General features: G+C 72.1%; 18 protein-coding genes. 15 read left to right on the top strand and 3 right to left on the bottom strand.

All coding sequences use genetic code 11. From position 1 onward, the window contains the following. The first annotated feature begins 2 nt into the window (after nt 1-2). The 9 genes from ACILSK_RS06335 to pyrF all read left to right on the top strand — a co-directional run bounded on the left by ACILSK_RS06335 (nt 3) and on the right by pyrF (nt 10,004). Entirely contained in the window at nt 3-1,328 is a 1,326-nt protein-coding gene (locus ACILSK_RS06335; RefSeq protein ID WP_395726292.1) for a dihydroorotase, read from the top strand. Between the two features lies 1 nt (nt 1,329). Beyond that, entirely contained in the window at nt 1,330-1,842 is a 513-nt protein-coding gene (locus ACILSK_RS06330; protein WP_395726291.1) for a transporter, read from the top strand. Beyond that, the gene (gene carA, locus ACILSK_RS06325; RefSeq protein WP_395726290.1) at nt 1,839-3,071 is read left to right on the top strand and encodes a glutamine-hydrolyzing carbamoyl-phosphate synthase small subunit; all 1,233 of its coding nucleotides are present in this window, start codon (nt 1,839-1,841) and stop codon (nt 3,069-3,071) included. The genes ACILSK_RS06330 and carA overlap by 4 nt, the downstream gene beginning before the upstream one ends. Continuing rightward, entirely contained in the window at nt 3,071-6,391 is a 3,321-nt protein-coding gene (gene carB, locus ACILSK_RS06320) for a carbamoyl-phosphate synthase large subunit (RefSeq protein WP_395726289.1), read from the top strand. The genes carA and carB overlap by 1 nt, the downstream gene beginning before the upstream one ends. Before the next feature lie 28 nt (nt 6,392-6,419). Further along, on the top strand, nt 6,420-7,496 hold the full coding sequence (locus tag ACILSK_RS06315) for a quinone-dependent dihydroorotate dehydrogenase (RefSeq protein WP_395726288.1): 1,077 nt from the start codon (nt 6,420-6,422) through the stop codon (nt 7,494-7,496). Nucleotides 7,497-7,560: 64 nt separating this feature from the next. Continuing rightward, a complete protein-coding gene (locus ACILSK_RS06310; protein WP_395726287.1) occupies nt 7,561-7,791 on the top strand; it encodes a ribbon-helix-helix domain-containing protein in 231 nt (76 codons plus the stop codon). Then, nucleotides 7,778-8,125, top strand: coding sequence for a type II toxin-antitoxin system PemK/MazF family toxin (locus tag ACILSK_RS06305; protein ID WP_395726286.1), 348 nt, complete (start codon nt 7,778-7,780; stop codon nt 8,123-8,125). The genes ACILSK_RS06310 and ACILSK_RS06305 overlap by 14 nt, the downstream gene beginning before the upstream one ends. A 91-nt stretch (nt 8,126-8,216) precedes the next feature. After that, nucleotides 8,217-9,122 (top strand): LLM class F420-dependent oxidoreductase, encoded by a 906-nt coding sequence (locus ACILSK_RS06300; protein ID WP_395726285.1) that lies wholly within the window; start codon nt 8,217-8,219, stop codon nt 9,120-9,122. 42 nt (nt 9,123-9,164) lie between these two features. After that, the gene (pyrF, locus tag ACILSK_RS06295) at nt 9,165-10,004 is read left to right on the top strand and encodes an orotidine-5'-phosphate decarboxylase (RefSeq protein WP_395726284.1); all 840 of its coding nucleotides are present in this window, start codon (nt 9,165-9,167) and stop codon (nt 10,002-10,004) included. 9 nt (nt 10,005-10,013) lie between these two features. On the opposite strand, the gene ACILSK_RS06290 is transcribed toward pyrF, so the two are convergent. Beyond that, the gene (locus tag ACILSK_RS06290; protein WP_395726283.1) at nt 10,014-11,129 is read right to left on the bottom strand and encodes a LacI family DNA-binding transcriptional regulator; all 1,116 of its coding nucleotides are present in this window, start codon (nt 11,127-11,129) and stop codon (nt 10,014-10,016) included. A 103-nt stretch (nt 11,130-11,232) separates the two neighbouring features. Further along, nucleotides 11,233-12,153 carry a LysR family transcriptional regulator gene (locus tag ACILSK_RS06285; protein ID WP_395726282.1) on the bottom strand — a complete coding sequence of 307 codons (921 nt, stop codon included), beginning with the start codon at nt 12,151-12,153 and terminating at the stop codon, nt 11,233-11,235. A gap of 133 nt (nt 12,154-12,286) precedes the next feature. Between ACILSK_RS06285 and ACILSK_RS06280 the strand changes: the two genes are divergently transcribed. Together ACILSK_RS06280 and ACILSK_RS06275 are read left to right on the top strand one after the other, a co-directional pair. Continuing rightward, complete coding sequence (locus ACILSK_RS06280) at nt 12,287-13,120, top strand: EamA family transporter (protein WP_395726449.1); 834 nt, start codon at nt 12,287-12,289, stop codon at nt 13,118-13,120. Between the two features lie 47 nt (nt 13,121-13,167). Next, complete coding sequence (locus ACILSK_RS06275; protein WP_395726281.1) at nt 13,168-13,833, top strand: class I SAM-dependent DNA methyltransferase; 666 nt, start codon at nt 13,168-13,170, stop codon at nt 13,831-13,833. Here ACILSK_RS06275 and ACILSK_RS06270 read toward each other — a convergent pair. Then, the gene (locus tag ACILSK_RS06270; RefSeq protein ID WP_395726280.1) at nt 13,715-16,171 is read right to left on the bottom strand and encodes a heavy metal translocating P-type ATPase; all 2,457 of its coding nucleotides are present in this window, start codon (nt 16,169-16,171) and stop codon (nt 13,715-13,717) included. The two genes, ACILSK_RS06275 and ACILSK_RS06270, sit on opposite strands and share 119 nt — an antisense overlap. A 269-nt stretch (nt 16,172-16,440) precedes the next feature. On the opposite strand from ACILSK_RS06270, the gene ACILSK_RS06265 reads away from it, so the two are divergent. The 4 genes from ACILSK_RS06265 to ACILSK_RS06250 all read left to right on the top strand — a co-directional run bounded on the left by ACILSK_RS06265 (nt 16,441) and on the right by ACILSK_RS06250 (nt 21,031). Continuing rightward, nucleotides 16,441-18,873 (top strand): bifunctional FO biosynthesis protein CofGH, encoded by a 2,433-nt coding sequence (locus ACILSK_RS06265; protein ID WP_395726279.1) that lies wholly within the window; start codon nt 16,441-16,443, stop codon nt 18,871-18,873. Between the two features lie 362 nt (nt 18,874-19,235). Then, a complete protein-coding gene (locus tag ACILSK_RS06260) occupies nt 19,236-20,507 on the top strand; it encodes an MFS transporter (RefSeq protein ID WP_395726278.1) in 1,272 nt (423 codons plus the stop codon). Nucleotides 20,508-20,527: 20 nt separating this feature from the next. After that, nucleotides 20,528-20,722: a hypothetical protein gene (locus ACILSK_RS06255; RefSeq protein ID WP_395726277.1), complete on the top strand. Its 195-nt coding sequence runs from the start codon at nt 20,528-20,530 to the stop codon at nt 20,720-20,722. A 63-nt stretch (nt 20,723-20,785) separates the two neighbouring features. Continuing rightward, nucleotides 20,786-21,031: a ribbon-helix-helix protein, CopG family gene (locus tag ACILSK_RS06250; protein ID WP_395726276.1), complete on the top strand. Its 246-nt coding sequence runs from the start codon at nt 20,786-20,788 to the stop codon at nt 21,029-21,031. The last annotated feature ends 4 nt before the right edge of the window (nt 21,032-21,035 follow it).

The following is a 21,035-nucleotide window of genomic DNA, read 5'->3' as shown; positions in this document are numbered from 1 at the left end:
CTGTGACTAACGCTGTGTTGATCACCGGTGGGGCGCCGTACGGCGAGGACGTCGCCGACATCCTGGTGGTGGACGGGGTGATCGCCGCCGTCGGACCCGACGCGGCGACCGACCCCCGGGCCGCCCGCGCCGAGACGGTCGACGCCGCCGGGCTGGTGGTGCTGCCCGGTCTGGTCGACCTGCACACGCACCTGCGCGAGCCGGGCCGCGAGGACGCCGAGACGGTCGAGACCGGTTCGGCGGCAGCGGCTCTCGGCGGTTACACGGCGGTCTTCGCGATGCCCAACACCGACCCCACCGCGGACACCGCCGGCGTGGTCGAGCAGGTGTTCCGGCTCGGCGAGCAGGCCGGCCTGGTCGACGTGCACCCGATCGGCGCCGTCACCGTGGGCCGCAAGGGGGAGCGGCTGGCCGAACTGGCCGCCATGGCGACCTCGGCGGCCCAGGTCCGGGTGTTCTCCGACGACGGCGACTGCGTCGCCGACCCGCTGCTCATGCGGCGGGCGCTGGAATACGTCAAGGCGTTCGGCGGGGTCATCGCCCAGCACGCCCAGGAGCCGCGGCTGACCCAGGGCGCCCAGATGCACGAGGGTGAGGTGTCCGCCCGCCTGGGGTTGACCGGCTGGCCGGCCGTCGCCGAGGAGGCGATCATCGCCCGGGACGCGTTGCTGGCCGACCACGTCGGCTCCCGCCTGCACGTGTGCCACCTGTCCACCGCCGGCAGCGTCGAGGTGGTGGCGGCCGCCAAGCAGCGGGGCACCGACGTGACCGCCGAAGTGACGCCGCACCACCTGATGCTGACCGACGAGCGGGCGGTCGGCTACGACCCGGTGTTCAAGGTCAACCCGCCGCTGCGCACCCGGGCCGACATCGACGTGCTCCGGGCCGCGCTGGCCTCCGGGGTGATCGACATCGTGGCCACCGACCACGCCCCGCACGCCAGCCAGGACAAGGAAACCGAGTGGGACAACGCCAGTCCCGGCATGCTCGGGCTGCAGACCGCGCTGTCCGTCGTCATCGCGACCATGGTCGAGCCGGGTCTGCTGGACTGGCGCGGCGTCGCCCGGGTGATGTCCGAGGCGCCCGCCCGGATCGGCGGGTTGACCGGCCAGGGCCGGCCCATCGCCGCCGGCGAGCCGGCCAACCTGGTCCTTGTCGACCCGGCCGCGCGTTGGACGGTGCGCGGCGCGGAGTTCGCCTCGCTGTCCCGCAACACCCCGTACGAGGGGATGGAACTGCCCGGCCGGGTGGTCGCCACCTACCTGCGCGGCCGGCGCACCGCCGCTGTTGGCCGGCCGGTCGGGGCCGTTGCCGGACAGGGGGTCTGACGTGGAACGCACGCTCTGGGTGCTCGGCCTGGTGCTGATCTGCGCGCTGGCGGCCTGGGGGCTGTGGGTCGGTTGGCGGCACCGGGCCAACCGGCAGGGCGGGCTGGCCCCGCTGCCGGCGGTGCCGAACGCGCCGGGGGACGTCGTCACCCCCGCGCTCAAGGGGTTATACGTCTCCAGCACGACCGCCGGAAACTGGCAGGACCGCATCGTCGCCCAAGGTCTGGGGATGCGGGCGACGGCCATCGTGCGGCTCACCGAGGACGGCGTGCTGATCGACCGCGAGGGTGCCGACCCGATCTTCGTGCCGATCACGGCCCTGGTCGAGGTGACCACCGCGCCGGGCATCGCCGGCAAGGTGATGGGACAGGCCGACGGCATCCTCATCATCCGCTGGCGACTGGGTGAGACCGAGCTGGACAGCGGGATCCGGGCCGACGACCGGGACGAGCAGGCCGAATTCATCGCCGCCGCCGCGGGTCTGCTCGGCAAGAACAAGGAGGCAAGCGCATGACGCCGGCCGTGCTGGTGCTCGAGGACGGAACCGCTTATCACGGCGAGGGTTTCGGTGCGACCGGAACCGCCTTCGGTGAGGCGGTGTTCGCCACCGGGATGACCGGCTACCAGGAGACGCTGACCGACCCGTCGTACCGCCGCCAGGTTGTGGTGGCCACCGCGCCGCAGATCGGGAACACCGGTTGGGTCGCCGGCACCGGCTCCGAGGAGCGTTACGGCGCGAGCGACGACGAGTCCGGCGCGATCTGGGTCGCCGGGTTCGTGGTGCGCGACCTATCACCCCGCCCGTCGAACTGGCGGGCCACGTCGTCGCTGCCGGAGGAGATGGCCCGGCAGGGGATCGTCGGAATTGCCGGCGTCGACACCCGGGCGCTGACCCGGCGGCTCCGCACCGCAGGTGCGATGCGCTGCGGGATCTTCAGCGGCGACGCCTTCGCCGACGTGATCCGAAGCGGCGGTGAACCGGCCGGCACCGTGATCGGCAATCTGGTCGCCCAGGTGCGCGCGCAACCGTCGATGGCCGGCGCCGACCTGACCGGTGAGGTCACCACGGCCGACGGCTACGTCGTGCCGGCCGATGGGCCGGAGTACTTCTCGGTGGCCGCGATCGACCTGGGCATCAAGGCCAACACGCCGAGAATGCTGGCCGCGCGCGGGATCCGGACGCACGTGCGGCCCGCGACGACGACCATCGAGCAGATCAAGGCGCTCGGCGTCGACGGGGTGTTCCTGTCCAACGGGCCGGGCGACCCGGCCACCGCCGACTCCGTGGTGCAACTGACCAGGGACGTGCTGGCGGCCCGGATCCCGTTGTTCGGCATCTGCTTCGGCAACCAGGTGCTGGGCCGGGCGTTGGGCTTCGGCACCTACAAGCTCAAGTTCGGGCACCGCGGGATCAACCAGCCGGTGCGCGACCATGCCACCGGCCGGGTGCTGGTCAGCGCGCACAACCACGGATTCGCGGTGGACGCGCCCATCGGCGAGGTGGTCGACACCGAGTTCGGCCGAGCCCAGGTGGCCTTCAGCTGCCTCAACGACGGCGTCGTCGAAGGGCTGGAATGCCTGGACCGGCTGGCCTTCTCGGTCCAGTTCCACCCGGAGGCGGCGGCCGGCCCGCACGACGCCGGATACCTGTTCGACCGGTTCGTCGACCTGATGGTCGAAGATACGGGACGGGCCGTTCCCCGTCACAACGCCGACGCGCCGAATGAGAAGGTCACCGCCTGATGCCTCGTCGCACCGACATCAACCACGTCCTGGTGATCGGCTCCGGGCCGATCGTCATCGGGCAGGCCTGCGAGTTCGACTACTCCGGCACCCAGGCCTGCCGGGTGCTGCGCGACGAGGGCATCCGCGTCTCGCTGATCAACTCGAACCCGGCCACGATCATGACCGACCCGGAGTTCGCCGACGCCACCTACGTCGAGCCGATCAACGCCGAGTTCGTGGAGAAGCTGCTGGCCGACCAGGCCGCGCGCGGGCACAAGATCGACGCCGTGCTGGCCACCCTCGGCGGGCAGACCGCGCTGAACACGGCGATCGCCCTGGACGAGCGGGGCGTGCTGGACAAGTACGGCGTCGAGCTGATCGGGGCCGACATCCCGGCCATCAACCGGGGCGAGGACCGGCAGATCTTCAAGGATGTCGTTCGTTCGGTGGGCGGTGACGTGCCCCGCTCCGCGGTCTGTCACACGATGGACGAGGTCCGCGCCGCGGTCGCCGATCTCGGCCTGCCCGTGGTCGTCCGGCCGTCCTTCACCATGGGCGGGCTGGGTTCCGGCATGGCCTACTTCGGCCCCGGCGACGGCAACCAGAACGTGCACGCCTCGGTGCTGATCGAGGAGAGCGTGCTCGGCTGGAAGGAATTCGAGCTGGAGCTGATGCGGGACGGCAACGACAACGCCGTCGTCGTCTGCTCCATCGAGAACCTCGACCCGATGGGCGTGCACACCGGCGACTCGATCACCGTCGCCCCGTCGATGACGCTGACCGACCGCGAGTACCAGCGGATGCGGGACCTCGGCCTGGCCATCCTGCGCGAGGTCGGCGTGGCCACCGGGGGCTGCAACATCCAGTTCGCGGTCCACCCGAGCAACGGCCGGATCATCGTCATCGAGATGAATCCCCGGGTGTCCCGCTCGTCGGCGCTGGCGTCCAAGGCCACCGGCTTCCCGATCGCCAAGATCGCGGCCAAGCTGGCCATCGGGTACACGCTGGACGAGATCGCCAACGACATCACCAAGGCCACCCCGGCCGCGTTCGAGCCGACGCTGGACTACGTGGTCACCAAGATCCCGCGGTTCGCGTTCGAGAAGTTCCCCGGGGCCGATCCGACGCTGACCACCACCATGAAGTCGGTGGGCGAGGCGATGGCCATCGGGCGGTCGTTCGCCGAGTCGCTGGGCAAGGCGATGCGGTCGATGGAGACCAAGGCCGGCGGCTTCTGGACCGATGTCCCCGCGGCCGACGACGGCCTGGCCGCGCTGCTCGAACACCTGAAGACCCCGCTGGACGGCCGGATCTACGGCGTCATGCACGCTCTGGACTTGGGTGCCACCGTCGAGCAGGTGCATGAGGCGACCAAGATCGACCCGTGGTTCCTGGACCAGATCGACCTGGTCCGCACCATCGGCGGGCAGCTGCGGGACGCCGACGAGCTCACCCCCGAGTTGGTCCGGCGGGCCAAGCGGTACGGCCTGTCCGACCGGCAGCTCGCCGTGCTGCGGCCCGAGTTCGGTGGCGAACAGGCCGTGCGGGAATGGCGGTGGGCCAACGGGATCCGGCCGGTCTACAAGACCGTCGACACGTGCGCGGCCGAGTTCGCCGCGTCCACGCCGTACCACTACTCGGCCTACGAGACCGACCCCGCGGCGGAATCCGAGGTGGCGCCGCAGACCGAGAAGCCCAAGGTGATCATCCTGGGCTCCGGGCCGAACCGGATCGGCCAGGGCATCGAGTTCGACTACTCCTGCGTGCACGCGGCGCTCGCGCTGCGGGCGGCCGGCTACGAGACCGTCATGGTCAACTGCAATCCCGAGACGGTGTCCACCGACTACGACACCAGCGACCGGTTGTATTTCGAGCCGCTGACCGTCGAGGACGTGCTGGAGGTCATCCACGCCGAGCGGCAGTCCGGCACGGTGGCCGGGGTGATTCCCACCCTGGGTGGGCAGACCCCGCTCAAGCTGGCGCAGGAACTGCAGGACGCCGGCGTCACCATTCTGGGCACCTCGCCCGACGCGATCGACCTCGCCGAGGACCGGGACCGGTTCGGTTCCCTGCTGCGCGAGGCCGGCCTGCCGGCGCCGGCCTACGGCATGGCCGTCTCGTTCCCGGAGGCGCAATCGGTCGCCTCGACGATCGGCTACCCGGTGCTGGTGCGCCCGTCGTACGTGCTCGGTGGCCGCGGCATGGAGATCGTCTACGACGAGCCGTCGCTGGCCGACTACATCGACCGGGCCACCGAGGTGTCGGCCGACCGGCCGGTCATGGTGGACAGGTTCCTCGACGACGCCATCGAGATCGACGTCGACGCCCTGTGCGACGGCACCGAGGTCTACCTGGGCGGCGTGATGGAGCACATCGAGGAGGCCGGCATCCACTCCGGTGACTCGGCCTGCGTGCTGCCGCCGATCACCCTGGGCCGCAGCGACATCGCCAAGGTCCGCGCGCACACCGAGGCCATCGCCCTGGGGGTCGGGGTGCGCGGGCTGCTCAACGTGCAGTACGCCCTCAAGGACGAGGTGCTGTACGTGCTCGAGGCCAACCCGAGAGCCTCGCGCACCGTGCCGTTCTCGTCGAAGGCGACGGCGGTGCCGCTGGCCATGGCCGCGTCCCGGATCATGCTCGGCGCCACCATCGCGCAGCTACGGGACGAGGGCATGCTGCCGCCCACCGGCGACGGCGGCACGCTCCCGCCCGGCGCGCCGGTCGCGGTCAAGGAGGCGGTCCTGCCGTTCCACCGGTTCCGCCGGGCCGACGGGTCCGGGGTCGACTCGCTGCTCGGGCCGGAGATGCGTTCCACCGGCGAGGTGATGGGCGTGGACACCAGTTTCGGGCCGGCGTTCGCGAAGTCGCAGACCGCCGCCTACGGTTCGCTGCCGACCAAGGGCACCGTGTTCGTGTCGGTGGCCAATGCCGACAAACGGTCGATGGTGTTTCCGGTGAAGCGGTTGGCCGACCTCGGGTTCAAGATCATCGCCACCGAGGGCACCGCGGAGATGCTGCAACGCAACGGCATGGACGTCGAGGTCGTCTCGAAGTACTTCGAGGGCAAGGGATCCGGCGAGGGCACGGTCGTCGAGCTGATCCGCGCCGGCAAGATCGACCTGATCATCAACACGCCGTACGGGCAGTCCGGGCCACGCATCGACGGTTACGAGATCCGCACCGCCGCCGTGGCCGCCGACATCCCGTGCATCACGACGGTGGCCGGGGCCGCGGCGGCGATCCAGGGCATCGAGGCGCTGAACCGGTCCGACGTCGGCGTGGCCCCCCTGCAGGTGCTGCACGGACGGCTCCGCGCGAGCCGCGAGAAGGTCGGCTGATCGTGCGGCCGATCGGGGGGTCGCCGTCATGACGCTCAGCTCCACCGCCTACCGCCGGGTGGCCCGGCCCGTGCTGTTCCGGATGGCCAAGGGTGACCCGGAGGCCGTGCATCACCGCACCCTGAGCGCGCTCCGGACCGCCAGCCGGTCGTCCCTGGCCCTGCGCGCCATGGCGGGTATCAGGCGGCGACACCCCAGCCCGCGCAGCGTCTTCGGCGTCGACTTCCCGTCCGTGGTGGGCCTCGCCGCCGGGATGGACAAGGACGGCGTCGCGTTGAAGGCCTGGCCGGCCCTGGGGTTCGGGCACGTCGAGGTCGGCACCGTGACGGCGCACGCGCAGCCGGGCAACCCCAAGCCGCGACTGTTCCGGTTGCCGGCATCGGAAGCGATCGTCAACCGGATGGGATTCAACAACGCCGGCGCCGAGGCGCTCGCCGGCCGGTTGGCGTTGACCGGCCGGATCGGGGTGCCGCTGGGCATCTCCCTGGGCAAGTCCAAGGTCACCTCGGTCAACGACGCGGTCGGCGATTACCTGACCTCGCTGCGAGCCGTGTACTCCTACGCCGACTACATCGCCGTCAACGTGTCCAGCCCGAACACTCCCGGGTTGCGCAGCCTGCAGGACCGGGCGCCGCTGGACGAGCTGCTGGCCGCGCTGACCGCGGAGGCGGGATCGCTTGCCTGGTCCGCCCAATCGGACGGCCGGCAGCGGCGGCCCGTCCCGGTCCTGGTGAAGATCGCCCCCGACCTGACCGACCAGGCCATCGGCGACCTGCTGGAAGTGTGCGTCGACCGGGGGATCGCCGGCCTGATCGCCACCAACACCACACTGTCCCGGCCCGGCATCGCACCGGCCGAACGCGCGAAGGCGGACGAGGCCGGGGGACTGTCCGGCCGGCCCCTGCACGCACGCTCGGTCGAGGTGGTCCGGTTCGTCACCGACCACTGCGACCTGCCGGTGATCGGCGTGGGTGGCATCTCCTCGGCCGCCGACGGACTGCGGATGCTCGACGCCGGAGCCTCGCTGCTGCAGCTGTACACCGGGTTCATTTTCGGCGGGCCACCGCTGCTGACGTCCCTGAACAAGGCCATCGCGGCGCGCTGAACCGGTCGGCCGTAGACCGGTGAGATGACCGCGTCTTGTGGTATTACTCCGGTAGCATACGAGTATGAAGCTCAGCGTGAGCCTGCCGGACGAGGACGTCGCCATCCTGGACGAGTACGCCCGCACCGCCGGTCTGCCCTCGAGATCGGCTGCGTTGCACCATGCCGTCCGCATGCTGCGCCTGCCCGAACTCGAGCGGAACTACGAAGCGGCATGGAACGAATGGGAGGCGTCCGGCACCGAGGCCGCGTGGAACACGACCACCGCCGACGGGGTCGCCGATGCGGCGCGGTGAAATTCGCCTCGCCGACCTGAACCCGGCCCGCGGAAGCGAAGCAGACAAGCGACGCCTGGTCGTCATCGTCAGCAACGACCGCGCGAACCTGACCGCTGCGCGACTGGGCCGCGGCGTCGTCACCGTCGTCCCGGTCACCAGCAACATCGATCACGTCTTTCCCTTCCAGGCGCTCCTCCTCGCCGCGGTGACCGGTCTTCGACACGACTCGAAAGCCCAGGCCGAGCAGATCCGGTCCCTCGCCGTCGAGCGACTCGGCGCGGTACTCGGGCACGTCCCGGCGAATGTCATGGGACAACTCGACGACGCACTCCGCCTTCACCTGCAACTGTGACGCCCTGGGGAGTCGCGCCCGGTGCCGCACGGGCCGTTGCCGACACGGACGTTCCGGCGCGCGCGGCCGGGCCCGGCTACCGTCGCTATCCATGAGAATCGGCATCGGCATCGGGGACATCGCCGGCCGGGGCAGCTCCCCGGGCGACCAGATCGAGCAGATCCGCGCGCTGGCCGCGCAGGGCGTGCCGAGCGTCTGGCTCGCCCAGATCTTCGGTGCCGACGCGCTGACCATGATGGCCGTGGCCGGCGCCCAGATGCCGGGGATCGAGTTCGGCACGGCCGTGGTGCCCACCTACCCGCGGCATCCCACCGCGCTCGCCGCGCAGGCGATGACGGTGCAGGCGGTGACCGGCGGTCGGCTGACCCTCGGCGTCGGGCCGAGTCACCGCGAGGTGATCGAGGACATGTTCGGCCTCGACTACACCAAACCCGCCCGGCACATGCGCGAGTACCTCACCGTCCTCGGCGGCCTGCTGCGGGGCGAGCGGGTCGACTTCACCGGCGAGACGATGCGGGTCAACGCCCGGCTGAACATTCCCGGATCGACCCCGCCGTCCGTGCTGGTCGCCGCCCTCGGCCCGGTGATGCTGCGGGTCGCCGGCGAGCTGGCCGACGGCACCGTCACCTGGATGACCGGACCGGAGACCCTCGCCCGGCACACTGTTCCCGTGCTTTCGAAGGCAGCTGCGGACGCCGGTCGGCCGGCCCCACGGGTGGTCGCCAGCCTGCCGATCTGCCTGACCACCGATCTGGCGGCGGCCCGGGAGCGGGCGGCCCGGCAGTTCGCGATGTACGGCCAACTGCCCAACTACCGGGCGATGCTGGCCCGGGAGGGTGCGGCGGGGCCGGCCGACATCGCCATCGCCGGCGACGAGGCGGCCCTCCGGGCAGGATTGGGCCGCTTGGCCGACGTCGGGGTGACCGAGTTCCTGGCCGTGCCGTTCGGCACGAAGGAGCAGATCGCGGACACGATCGGTCTGCTCGCCTCGTGGTAGGGCGGGGGCGCGCCGGCCCGGTCCGATGAGAGGATCGCAGCTATGACGATCACCGAGCCGTTCGGTCACCGCCTGGTCGCTGCGATCGAGGCCCGTGGTGCGCTGTGTGTGGGCATCGACCCGCACCCCGGACTGTTGCAGGCCTGGGACCTGCCCGACGATGCCGGTGGTCTGGAGCGGTTCGCGATGACCGTGGTCGAGGCGCTGGGGCCGACGGTGGCGGTGCTCAAGCCGCAGTCGGCGTTCTTCGAGGCGCATGGAGCGGCCGGCATCGCCGTGCTCGAGGAGGTCCTCGCCGCCACTCGGGAGGCCGGCGCACTGAGCATCCTCGACGGCAAGCGCGGCGACATCGGCTCGACCATGGCCGCCTACGCCGCCGCCTACCTGACTCACGAGGCGCCGCTGGCCGCCGATGCGCTCACGGTCTCGCCCTACCTGGGGTTCGGCTCGCTGCTGCCGACGGTCGACGTGGCGCTGGCGGAGGGGCGCGGCCTGTTCGTGCTCGCGCTGACCTCCAACCCGGAAGGTCACCAGGTGCAGCACGCCCTGGGCCAGGACGAGAAGACCGTCGCCCAGTCGATCGTCGACCAGGTCGGCGCGCTGAACGCCGGCGACGATCCGATCGGCTCGATCGGTCTGGTGGTCGGCGCCACCATCGGCAAGACCGGCGTCGACCTGACGTCGGTCAACGGGCCCATGCTGGCGCCCGGCCTCGGTGCGCAGGGCGCGACCGCGGAGGACCTGCGGGCGATCTTCGCCGATGCGCACGGGGCGCTCCTGCCGAGCACCTCGCGTCAGGTGCTCGGCGCCGGTCCGTCGGTGGCCAAGCTGCGAGAAGTGGCGGCGCGCACGATCGACGAGGTGCGCGCCGCGCTCGGCTGAGCCGCTCGGTCAGCGAGGTGCCGAGGTCGTGTCTCCGCGGTGGAAGGTGCAGCTGAAGCGGACCGGCCCGGGGGAGCCGCCGTCGAGCAGGTCCAGCACGGCCCGCCCGGCGGCGCGGCCCTCGTCGGCGGCCGGCTGCACCATCGTGGTCAGGTCCTGCGGGATGATCCGATCCAGGACGATCCCGTCGAAGCCGATCACCGACAGGTCGCCCGGCACTGACAGTCCCAGGTCCGACGCGGCCCGGATGACGCCGGCCGCGAGCAGGTCGCTCTGGGCGATGACGGCCGTGGGCCGGCCGGCCGGGTCGGCCAGCAGGGCGTGGCCCGCAACCATGCCCTCCTCGACAGAACTGCCGGCCGCGACCCGGCCGGGTGCCCCGGGGTAGACCGTCCGGGCGCCCCGGAGCCGATCCAGGGTGACCGTCACCGAACCGGCGCTCTCCGCCTCGACGGTCAGCGGCCCGCGGAATCCGAACGGGGGACCGGTTGGCGTCGTTCGGTCGGGTGTGGACGGACGGAGACTGCTCTCGCGACCGTCGGCGCCCTCGGCGTTGACCAGCGGAAGGGCGACGATCGCGACGTCGGTGTGTCCGAGATCGGCCAGGTGCCGGGCGGCCGTCGCGCTGGCCGCCTCGTCGTCGATGCTGATCGTGAGCAGCGCCAGGTCGGGCCCACCGACGGCGACCACCGGAAGGGCCCGGCGGCGGAGCAGTTCGACGGTGCGGTCGCTGCGATGGCTGAAGGCGAACAGGATCGCGGCGTCCATCGTGGCGGTCCCGATGGCATCCGCGCTGGCTCCGACGTCGGACAGCAGCAGCAGGCCCTGACCCTGGGCGGACGTCTCCTGCGCGATCCCGTCGAGCACCGCGAGGCGCAGCGGGTCGCGGAACGCGGCCAGCACCCGCTCCTCCATGATCACGCCGATGATGCCGGACCGGCCTTGCCGCAGCGATCGTCCGCGCGGATCCGGGCCCGCGTACTCGAGTTCTTCCGCGGCGGCCAACACCTTGCTCCGGGTCGCGTCCGAGACCGGGCCGGAGCCACTGAAGGCCAGGGACGCGGTGGATACCGACACGCCGGCGCGGGCGGCGACCCGAGCCAGGGTCGCCCGGGAGCGGGCCATGGATCGAGTGTAGTCGAAACGATTCGATCGGCCCCGCCCTCCAGCAGTTGATCATGGGCTCCCGGCCGTTGTGCGGCGCTCCATAGCGGCCGGGAGCCCATGATCAATTCGAGAGGGGGGCGGTGGGTGCGCCGATCGCGTGTTCGGCCAACATGGCCCGGACGACGGCCAGCGGGGCCCATTGGGCGTGGCCCCGGCGGGTCACGGCGAAGGCCCGCAGCAGGGCGGCGGGCCGCGCCAACGGCAGCAGGCCGATACCGGGCGCGACCGGGCCGTCCGCCGGCAACAGCCCGACGCCGTTGCCGGTCGTGATGAGATCCTCGACGAGGTCGAGACTGTCGGCGCGGTGGGCGATGTCGGGCTCGAACTCACCCATCGCGGCCAGGATCCGCACGACGTCCTCGTCAGCGGTGTTGCGCGAGTTGACGATCCACCGGTGCCGTCGGAACTCTCGCACGACCTCGGGCGCGGGGCGGTCGTCGGTGTTCCCGCCCAGGTCCGCGGCCGGCACCCCGAGGGACCAGCGGGCAGACCACAGCCGGATCACCTCGAGCGGGGCGGCGAACCGGATCGGTGCCAGTGAGTAGTCGTAGACCAACGCCAGATCGACCTCGCCGGCGGCGAGGGCGGCCAGCGCCTCCGGCGGTTCGTGCTCCCGGACCCGCAGGACGATCCGGGGGTGCTCCACGCAGATCCGGCTGATGGCGGGAATCAGCGCGCGTCGGATGCCGGTCGCGAACCCGGCCACGGTGACCTCGCCCGCCGGATCGCCCGGACCGAGGTCGCGGCGCGCGGCGTCGATCGCACCCAGGATCGTCGCCGCGTGGTCCGCCAGCCGCCGGCCCGCGGGGGTGAGCCGCACCCGCCGACCGTCGGGTTCGATCAACGGCAGCCGGAAGTCTCGCGCGAGTGCGGCGATCTGCTGGGACACCGTGGACGTGGTCACCTGACACTCGTCGGCCACGCGCTGCATCGAGCCGAGCCGGGCGAGTTCGATCAGGAAGAGCAGCCGTCGGGTGTCCATCGGGACAATTGTCCACGATTCATGAACGGTTATTTCAAAGATCTGATGTGGACGCGAACGGTTGCCGGCTGGTCTGATCGATCGCGTGGTCAGTCACAGCACCCGGGCCGGCGCCGGCATGGCGGTGTCCGCGATGGTCTTCGTCCAACTCGGCCTGGCCGCCTCGGTCGGCCTGTTCGACTCGCTCGGCCCGGAGGGCGCCGCATGGCTGCGGCTCGCGTGGGCCGGCGTCCTGCTCCTGGTCCTGGTGCGCCCACGCCGGTCCTGGTTCACCCGGTCGAGCCTGCTCGCGTGCGTCGCCCTGGGGATCGTCACTGCGGCGATGACGATCCTGTTCATGGCGGCGGCAGCGCGGCTGCCGCTCGGCACGGCCAGCGCGATCGAGTTCCTCGGACCGCTGACGGTGGCCGCCGGGCGCGGGCGCGGGGTGGCTCGGCTGTGGGTGGCGCCGGCCGCGGTCGGGGTCGTGCTGCTCACCGAACCCTGGCACGGCGAGGCGGACCTCGCCGGTGTCGGGTTCGCCCTGGGAGCGGCGGCCTGCTGGGCGGCCTACATCCTGCTCACCCAGTACGTCGGGGACGAGGTATCGGGCATCAAGGGGCTGGCCGTGTCCATGCCCGTCGCCGGCGTCGTCGCGACCCTGGTCGCCGGTCCGGCCACGATCCCCGCCCTGACCTGGGAGCTGGTGCTGGTCGGTCTGGGCCTGGCCCTGCTGGTCCCGGTCGTCCCGTTCGCCCTCGAGATGCTGGCCCTGCGCAGGCTGTCGACCGCCGCATTCGGCACTCTGATGAGCCTGGAACCGGCGATCGCGCTGGTCGTCGGTCTGGTCGTGTTGCACCAGGTGCCCGGGGCGGTGCCGGTGATCGGGCTGGTCTGCGTGGTGGTGGCCGGCATCGGCGCCGAGCGCGGCGGTGCGCGGAGCCGGCCGCCGGCGCCGGTGGCGGTCGATCTGTCCGCCCGGGCCTGACATCGCAGCTCAGGGGTGTGTCAGAGGCCGCCGCTAGCGTCGGTCCCATGCTGGTCGATCACCTGGAACGGACCCGGCTCGCCTACGACACGGTGGCCGTCGACTACGCCCGCATGTTGGCCGGCGGGTTGCCGTCCGACCCCACCGACCGGCTGGTGCTGGCCCGGTTCGCCGCCGGCCTGCGGGGGCCGGTCGTCGAGGTCGGCTGCGGTCCGGGTCGGATGACGGGCCTGCTGGCCGAACTCGGCCTGGCGGTGCGTGGGATCGACCTCTCGCCGGAGATGGTCGCCGAAGCCCGGCGCCGGCACCCGAACCTGGACTTCGGGGTCGGCACCATGACCGCCCTCGACGTGCCCGACCGCAGCGTCGCCGGCCTGGTCGCCTGGTATTCGATCATCCACCTGCCGCCGGTGGACCGGCCGGTCGCGTTCGCCGAGTTCGCCCGGGTCCTCGCTCCGGGCGGTCGGCTGCAGCTGGCGTTCCAGGTCGGGGACGGGCCGGTCGAGATCCGGCACGCCTACGGGCATGCCGTGTCGGCGACGGCGTACCGGCTCGACCCGGACGGGATCGCCGACCTGCTCCGGGCGGCCGGCTTCACCGTGCTGGTGCGGCAGGTACGGACCCGCCTGGGTCCGGAGACGACGCCGCAGGCATTCCTGCTGGCCGGGGTGCGGTCGGGCCGCCCGCCGGCGCGCCCGCCGGGACCAGGCTGAACACGCTCTCCTCCTCCTGGACGTTATGCAGACGAAGGATCGCGTACAGGCCGTAGAGCAGCCGACGGAGCTCGACGACGTCCTCGGGCTGCACGACGTCCTCGGGCTGCACGCCGTCCTCGGGCTGCACGCCGTCCTCGGGCTGCACGCCGTCCTCGGGCCCGGGCGCGTCGGGCGCAAGCTCGTCGACCAACCGGCGCAGGCGGGAGACCTGGTGCTCGATCTCGGCGTGCGTACGGCTGATGGCGGCGCCGGCGTCCATGCCGAGCGCGCGGTCCATGAGCGGGACGAGCAACCGCTCGTCGGCCCGCTCGTGCGGGATCACGTCGGCCTCGAGTCGGTCGAGCAGCACGTGTACCGGGCGCAGGTCCGGGTGGTGGGTGGACAGCGCGTCCGCGACGGCCCGGATCTGTTCGACCACGGGCTTCGCGGCATCGTGCTCGGCGCGCAGCGCGACCGCCGTCGCGATGTCCGCGGCGGGCAGCGGTGGCGACGCGGGCCGGCCCGGCAGCACCGCCAGCAGGGCGATGCCGATGGCGAGCAGGTCGATGATCTCTTGTGCGATCGCGCCGGCCGCCGGGGGCAGCATCCCGAAGGCGGCGACCACCATGGCGATCAGGGACAGACCCATCCCGACGAGCACCGCCGCGAGCGCGATCCGCCGGCTCCGTCGCGCGATGCCGATGGCCTCGCCCAGCACGCCGATCCGGTCGACGGTGAGCACCACGTCGGCGGCCTCGGACGACGCGGACGAACCCCGGGCGGCCAGGGCGACCCCGACGCCGGCGGCGGCCAGCGCCGGCGCGTCGTTGATGCCGTCGCCGACCATGATCGTGGCCGCGCGGGCCGACTCCTGTTCGACGATGTCGAGTTTGCCCGCCGGATCCCGGTCGGCGAGGACCGAATCCACCCCGACGATGCGACCGACCGCGTCGGCCACGTCGGCCCGGTCGCCGGTGATCAACACGACGCGACCGATACCGGCCCGGCGCAACTGCCGGATCATCCGCGGCGCATCCGGCCGCAGCTCGTCCTGGAGCACCAGCGCCCCGGCCGGCCGGTCGTCGACGGCGATGAAGACCGTCAGCGAGCCGTCGAGGTCGGCCCGCCGGCGCAGTTGGCGAGCCCACGCCGGCGCGCTCCCACCCATCACCCAGGCCGCCTTGCCGAGCCGGACCGTCTGCCGGCCGACCCGGCCGCGCACGCCGTACCCGTGTTCCTCGACCACGTCGGTGGGCATCGTCAGGGTCAGCCCGCGGCGGGTGCCGGCAGTGACGATCGCGGAGGCCAGGACATGGGGCGAGACCTGGTCGACGCAGGCCGCCAGGCGCAGCACCTCGTCCGGATCCCACTGCTCACCGGCCGTCACCACGTCCGTCACCTGAGGCCGGCCGCGGGTCAGCGTGCCGGTCTTGTCGAACAACAGTACGGTGCCTCGGGCCAACCGCTCCAGGGCGGCGCCACCCTTGATGATGACGCCCTGCGCCGCCGCCCGGGAGAGCCCGGACATGAAGGCGATCGGCGCGGCCAGCAGCAGCGGGCAGGGGGTGGCCACCACCAGCACGGCGACCGCAAGGACCGGGTCGCCGCCGATCAGCCAGGCCAGGCCGGCCACCAGCAGGGTCAGCGGGACGAACACGATGGCGAACCGGTCCGCAACCCGGACGAACGGGGCCGATGATGCCTGCGCCTGCTCGACCAGCCGCACCACCCCGGCATAGGTGGAGTCCGCGGCCGATGCCGTGGTGAGCAGCTCGGCCGGCGGCCCGGCATTCACCACGCCGCTGCGGACGTCGTCGCCGGCGATCCGGTCGACGGGCAGTGGTTCGCCGGTCAGCGCCGATTCGTCGAAGACCCCGGGGGTGATGAGCCGGCCGTCGACGGCAACGATCTCGCCCGTCCCGACGAGCAGGTGGTCGCCAACGGCGACCTCGTCCACCGGCACCTGCTCGAATCCGCTCGCCACCGCCCGCCGTGCGGTACGCGGGGCCCGACCGACCAGCAGGCTCAGCTCGCGCCGGGCTCGCGCATCCGCCCGGGCCTCGAGCAGCTGACCGCTGGCCAGCATCACGGTGATCATCGCCCCGGCGAACGGTTCACCCACCACCAGCGCGCCGGCCAGCGCGAGCACGGCGATGACGTCCACGCTGAACCGGCCCTGCCGGATCGCGGCCGCCAGCTGCGCCACCGCGACGACCAGCCCCACGACCGCACCCATGATCCACGCGAGCGTGGCTGTCGTCGTGGACCCCAGCAACCACCCGACGGCGCCGACCATCAGCAGCGCCGTCGAGGCGACGAACAGCGCAACCTCCCCGTTGCGACGCCACCAACGCACGGCCCGGTTCCCTTCCAATCCACGACCGACCGGTGGAGTCCCGCGCGGATGCCCGGGCTTGCGGTCGACCCTGCAGAATCAGTCAAGGGCGGCCGCGCAGCCGGGCCAAGGGGCGAAGGTCCCTCCGCCCGGTCCGCCCGGTCCGCCCGGTCCGCCCGGTCCGCCCGACCCGCCCGCCCCGCCCATCCGGCCCACCGACCCAGGCGTCGGATCCGATCCGTACCGTGTCGGTTGACGGATCCGTTAGCAGCCGAAAGTGAGGACCGCCGGTGACCGTTCGGATCGCTTCCATCGGCACCACCCCGTTGTCCGGACCGGCGGCCCACGGGTTGTCGGATCTGCCGACGGACGCGCTGACCGCCGCCGCCCGGGAGATCCGGGACGAGGTGTTCGGGAGCCGGGTGACGTTCTCGCCCAAGGTGTTCCTGCCGTTGACCAAGTTGTGCGCCGATCGGTGCGGCTACTGCACGTTCGCCACGGCGCCGCGGCATCTGCCGCACGCCTACCTGACGTCGGACGAGGTGCTGACGATCGCCGGGCAGGGGGCGGCCCACGGCTGCGCGGAGGCGCTGTTCACCCTGGGCGAGGGGCCGGAACGCCGCTATCCGCAGGCTCGCGCCTGGCTGGACGAGCACGGGTTCGCTTCGACGGTCGACTATCTGGTCGCCAGCGCCGATCGCGTGCTGACCGAGACCGGCTTGCTCCCGCACGCCAACGCCGGTGCCATCTCGCGGGACGAACTGGCCCGGCTCCGGACCGTCGCGCCCAGCCAGGGAATGATGATCGAGTCGCTGCGACCGGACCTGGCCGCACATCGCGGCGCGCCGGACAAGACCCCGCAGCGGCGCCTGGCCACCCTGCACGCCGCGGGCGAGCTCGCCATCCCGTTCACCACCGGGATCCTGGTCGGCATCGGCGAGACCGAGGCGGACCGGATCGAGGCCCTGCTGGCCATCGCCGACGCCCACCGCGCACACGGCCACGTGCAGGAAGTGATCGTCCAGAATTTCCTGCCCAAGGCCGGGACCGCCATGCGCGACATCCCGGCCTGCCCACCCGAGGACCATCTCCGGGCGATCGCGCTGGCCCGGCTCATCCTGCCGTTCGATGTGCACCTGCAGGCTCCGCCGAACCTGACCGACACCGAGCAGCTCGGCGATCTGCTGGCGGCCGGGATCGACGACTGGGGCGGCGTCTCGCCGGTCACCGCCGACCACGTCAACCCCGAACGGCCCTGGCCGGCGCTGCGCACCCTGCGGGCAGCCACCGAGACCGCCGGGCACACCCTGGCCCCGCGCCTGACGATCTATCCCGAGTTCGCCCTCGACCCCGAGCGGTGGCTCGACCCGGCGACCCGGTTCCCGGTACTCGACCGGTCTGACGCGCACGGCCTGGGCCGGGACGACCCAGGCGCGGTCTGGCCCGAGAAGCACGGTGCCGCCGCCAATGTGGGCACCGGCGCGGAAGTGATCCAGATCGGCCGCCGGTCCACCGCCTGGTACTCGGGCGCCGATGTCGCCCCGCCCGTGCTGATCCCCGGCCCGGCCCGGGCCGGTGGCCGGATCGCCGAAGTACTGGCCGGCGCCCGGGCCGGGCAGGAGCTGGGCGAGGACGAGATCGTCACCCTGTTCTCCGCCCGCGGCCCGGAGGTGCCGGCGGTCGCCGAACTCGCCGACGAGATCCGCCGGCAACGGGTCGGCGACGACGTCACCTACGTGATCAACCGGAACATCAACTACACCAACGTGTGCACGTTCAAGTGCACGTTCTGCGGGTTCTCCAAGGGCCCCCTGTCGCTGAACCTGCGGGGCAAGCCGTACCTGCTGACCCTGGACGACATCGCGCAGCGGTCCCGGGAGGCCGTCGAGCTCGGCGCGACCGAGGTGTGCCTGCAGGGCGGCATCCACCCGCACTTCGACGGCAACTTCTACGTCGACGTCGCCCGGGCCGTGCACGAGGCCGTGCCCGGCCTGCACATCCACGGGTTCACCGCGCTGGAGGTGCACGAGGGTGCGAAACGGCTGGGTGAGCCGCTGGTCGACTACCTGCGCCGGCTACAGGCGGCCGGGCTGAAGACGCTGCCCGGCACCGCCGCCGAGATCCTGGACGACGAGGTGCGGCGGGTCATCTGCCCGGACAAGGTGACCACCGACGAATGGTTGGCGGTGCACGAGGCCGCGCACTCCGTCGGGCTGCGCAGCAACGTGACCATCATGTTCGGCTCGGTCGAACACCCCAAGCACTGGGCCCGGCACATGCTGCGGACCCGCGCCCTGCAACGGCGGACCGGTGGGTTCACCGAGTTCGTGCCGCTGCCGTTCGTACACATGGCCGCGCCCGTCTACCTCAAGCGGGGCGCGCGGCGCGGACCGACCTGGCGGGAGGCCGTGCTCATGCACGCCGTCGGCCGCATCGTGTACGCCGGCGCGATCGACAACATCCAGGCGTCCTGGGTCAAGCAGGGCCCGATCGGTGCGCGGCAGTTGCTCCGCGCCGGCGTCAACGACCTCGGCGGGACCCTGATGGAGGAGAACATCTCCCGGGCCGCGGGCGCCTCCCACGGTCAAGGGCTGGACGCCGACGGGCTGCGCGCGCTGGCCGCCGCCGAGGGCCGCCCGGCCGTTCAGCGGACCACCCTCTACCAGCGGATCCAACCCGGCGCGGCGCCCGTGGCCACGCGGCCCGCCTCGGTCTCGGCCTGACCCGCGCGCCCGTCGGGGACGGCCGACGCGCCAGGAGGAGCCGGCAGGCAAGGTGCATGTCGGTCGGACATATGGGCCGGCGCTGGTTCCGGCTGGCCCGGTCGACCGACGCCTGGGCGCCGGGCTGATCAACTCGGCACAATGCGCCTGAAATGTCGGACTTGGTGCCGAGTTGATCAGCCTGACGCAGATTCGCCGACCCACATACCAGCCGACGCACTCTTGACCGCGGAGAAGGCCGACCGTAGCCTTGTCGAAACGATTCGATCGAATCGTTTCGACCATTCTGCCGGTGAGCGATCAAGGCTGTGGCCGCACCGCCGCCGGCGCACCACCACGGCACGACGCGATTCGAGGAAGACATGTCCCAGCCGACCGCCCCGACCGGTGCGGCCGCCGCCATCGGTGCGCCGCTGACCCGCCGCGAACTCGTCGCCTGGCGCAACGCCCTGTTCGTCATCTTCGCGCTGTGCGGGATCGCGCTGGCGAGCTGGGTGGCCCGTGTCCCGGCGATCCGGGACGCCGTCGGTGCAACGACCTGGCAAATGGGACTGATCGTGTTCGGGCTGTCCGGCGGATCCATGGTCGGTCTGGTGCTGTCCAGCCACATCCTGGCCCGGTTCGGCCCCATCGCCACCATCCGGGCCACGATGATCCTGTGCGCCGTTGGCCTCGTCATCGCCGGGGTGGGCGGGAGCATGGGCTCGATCCCGGTGGTGATCCTCGGCCTGGTGGTGTTCGGCCTGGGGGCCAGCACCTGCGACGTCTCGATGAACGTCGACGGGGCGGCGAACGAGCGGGCCCTCGGCCGCACCGTCATGCCGATCTACCACGCGATGTTCAGCGTCGGCACCATCATCGGCGCCGGGACCGGCGCGCTGGCCGAGCATCTGGGCATTCCGATCGTCGTCCACCTGTCGGTGGTCGCCGGCGTCATGATCGTCGCGGTGCTGATCGCCGTCCGGTTCCTTCAGCCGGATCCGGCCCTGTCCGCCGGCGCGGAGGCCGACGAGGCGCAGGCCAAGGGGGACTGGCGGTCCCGGCTGGCCGTCTGGCGGGACCGGCGCACGCTGCTGATCGGGCTGATCGTGCTGGGCATGGCGTTCGCCGAAGGGTCGGCGAACGACTGGCTCGCCCTGGCCATGGTGGACGGTCACGGTGTCGACAACGCCACCGGGGCCCTTGTCTTCGGCATCTTCGTCACCGCCATGACGATCGGTCGGGTGGGCGGCGTGTTCCTGCTCGACCGGTTCGGCCGGGTGCCGGTGCTGCGGGTGTCCGCGCTGCTCGCCGCCGTCGGCCTGGTGACCATGATCTTCGCGCCGAATCCGGGGTTGGCGGCGGCGGGTGTCGTCGCCTGGGGTCTCGGCTCGGCGCTGGGCTTCCCGGTCGGCATGTCCGCCGCCGCGGACGACCCGAAGACCGCGGCCGCCCGGGTGAGTGCGGTGGCCACCATTGGATACCTGGCGTTCCTGGTCGGCCCGCCGCTGGTCGGCTTCGTCGGAGAGCAGGTCGGGCTGCTCAACGCGCTGCTGATCGTGCTTGGTCTGGTCGCGGTCGCCGGCCTCGTCTCGCCCGCCGCGCGCGAGCCCCGGCGGGAGCGGGTACGGCTCGGCGGATCCGACGACGCCTGACCGCGGGCTACGGTGGGCGCGTGGAGAAGGACCCGAACTGGCACGAGCCCCGCGCCCCGGCGATCGCCATCTGGACGGTCTTCGGCCTGCTGATCGGGGTCGCCGCGGCCGTCGTGCTGAGCCTGTGGCTGCTGGCGCCGATCGTCGGAGGCGGGTTGGGCCTGCTCTACGGGCTGTACACGACGCGGCGGCGGCAGGTGCCGGAGGACGACTGACGCCGGCTCACAGCGGCAAAATGTCGTTGTGCGGCAACGGGTTCGCGTAGCATCGCGGCCGTGATGACGACGATCGAGATCCCGCGGGACCTGCTGGCCGCGGTGCACCGCGCCGCGGCCGCCGACGGTACCTCGGTCCCTTCGATGGTCGAGCAGGCGCTGCGCACCCTGATTCGGGACCGGGTCATCCAGCAGGAGGCGGCGCGCGATCCGCTCGACCCGCCCACCACCCGATCGTTCGGCCGGATGCAGGACGTGTACGACAGTTACCTGATGGAGGGGCTGGGCGCACCGCGCGGCGGCCACTGAGCGC

The sequence above is a fragment of the Nakamurella sp. genome, assembly GCF_044224575.1.
In the GTDB taxonomy this organism is placed as follows: Bacteria; Actinomycetota; Actinomycetes; order Mycobacteriales; family Nakamurellaceae; genus Nakamurella.
This window is presented reverse-complemented; position numbering and strand designations above follow the sequence as displayed.

Bases quoted from the DNA above. Each gene is read 5' to 3' on its own strand.
- ACILSK_RS06290 (WP_395726283.1), bottom strand. From the start codon at position 11,129: ATGGCCCGCTCCCGGGCGACCCTGGCTCGGGTCGCCGCCCGCGCCGGC.
- ACILSK_RS06275 (WP_395726281.1), top strand. From the start codon at position 13,168: ATGCTGGTCGATCACCTGGAACGGACCCGGCTCGCCTACGACACGGTG.
- ACILSK_RS06285 (WP_395726282.1), bottom strand. From the start codon at position 12,153: ATGGACACCCGACGGCTGCTCTTCCTGATCGAACTCGCCCGGCTCGGC.
- ACILSK_RS06250 (WP_395726276.1), top strand. From the start codon at position 20,786: ATGACGACGATCGAGATCCCGCGGGACCTGCTGGCCGCGGTGCACCGC.
- ACILSK_RS06305 (WP_395726286.1), top strand. From the start codon at position 7,778: ATGCGGCGCGGTGAAATTCGCCTCGCCGACCTGAACCCGGCCCGCGGA.
- ACILSK_RS06280 (WP_395726449.1), top strand. From the start codon at position 12,287: ATGGTCTTCGTCCAACTCGGCCTGGCCGCCTCGGTCGGCCTGTTCGAC.
- ACILSK_RS06300 (WP_395726285.1), top strand. From the start codon at position 8,217: ATGAGAATCGGCATCGGCATCGGGGACATCGCCGGCCGGGGCAGCTCC.
- carA (WP_395726290.1), top strand. From the start codon at position 1,839: ATGACGCCGGCCGTGCTGGTGCTCGAGGACGGAACCGCTTATCACGGC.
- pyrF (WP_395726284.1), top strand. From the start codon at position 9,165: ATGACGATCACCGAGCCGTTCGGTCACCGCCTGGTCGCTGCGATCGAG.
- ACILSK_RS06315 (WP_395726288.1), top strand. From the start codon at position 6,420: ATGACGCTCAGCTCCACCGCCTACCGCCGGGTGGCCCGGCCCGTGCTG.
- carB (WP_395726289.1), top strand. From the start codon at position 3,071: ATGCCTCGTCGCACCGACATCAACCACGTCCTGGTGATCGGCTCCGGG.
- ACILSK_RS06260 (WP_395726278.1), top strand. From the start codon at position 19,236: ATGTCCCAGCCGACCGCCCCGACCGGTGCGGCCGCCGCCATCGGTGCG.
- ACILSK_RS06310 (WP_395726287.1), top strand. From the start codon at position 7,561: ATGAAGCTCAGCGTGAGCCTGCCGGACGAGGACGTCGCCATCCTGGAC.